Here is a 1077-nt window from a genome sequence, read left to right as displayed (position 1 = left end):
TGTAGGGTGCCGGATGATCGGATTTCACAACGAAGCTATCCTTTGTTAGCCTCTCGTGAGCTCATCAAGCAATTGATTCAGGAAAAGCTTCATGGACATCAAGCTGCATAAGCAAGCGACGACGACACCGAAAATCCGTGCCGACATCCAAGCAGCTCCCTCCAGCATGACGAACAAAGATCTCGCTCGTCAGTTCGGGGTCAGCGTCTCCACTATACAGCGCTGGCGCTATCGTGATGATGTCCTGGATCGTTCCCACACACGTCATAACCTACTCGCGACTCTGACCTCAGAACAGGAAGAGATCGTCATCGCCGCACGTGAACTGCTTCGCCTGGGGCTCGATGATCTACTTGTCGTTGCTCGGGAATTCCTGAACCCCAATCTGTCGCGTTCCGCACTTCAGCGCATGCTCAAACGACGTGATGTACCGACTCTCGCCAAGCTGGCGCGTCAAGATGCGAAGGAGGACGAGAAGCCCAAGCATCGGCCTTTCAAGGATTATGAGCCCGGATATGTGCACATTGATATCAAGCACCTGCCCCAAATGCCTGACGAAGATCAGAAGCGTTATCTCTACGTCGCGATTGATCGTGCCACTCGGTGGGTGTATCTGGAGGTCAGATCAAGTCAATCTGCAAAGGACGCCCAGGCGTTCATGAAGCGTGTGGAAGAGGAGGCTCCCTTCACGATTCGAACCGTGCTCACGGACAATGGTAAATCCTTTACCGATCGCTTCACCGTGGGTGGCGAACGTAAGCCTAGTGGAAATCATCTTTTCGACCAGGAATGTCAGCACCATGGTATTGAGCATCGATTGATCAGGCCAGGCAGACCCCAAACGAACGGGATGGTGGAGCGCTTCAATGGGCGTATCAGCGATGTGCTGGCGACTCGGCGTTATGACTCAAGTGAGGATTTAGAACAGACGCTCGAGCGTTATTGCTGGCTCTATAACCACCACATTCCTCAGAAGGCACTACACCACAAAGCGCCTATAGCAGCAATAAAGGAATGGCAGGTCGAACGACCTGAGCTGTTTACGCAAGCTATAGTCAATCAGACGGAACCCGACAA

At 52.7% G+C, this 1077-nt stretch carries 1 protein-coding gene; it reads left to right on the top strand.

Annotation, left to right across the window (positions count from 1 at the left end; translation table 11 throughout):
* Window positions 1-91: 91 nt before the first annotated feature.
* A partial coding sequence (locus QQF40_RS16955; protein WP_285462023.1) for an IS481 family transposase occupies window positions 92-1077 on the top strand: 986 nt, incomplete at its 3' end.

Origin of the sequence: Cobetia sp. LC6, from assembly GCF_030264805.1 — a bacterium.
GTDB lineage: Bacteria > Pseudomonadota > Gammaproteobacteria > Pseudomonadales > Halomonadaceae > Cobetia.
This window is presented reverse-complemented; position numbering and strand designations above follow the sequence as displayed.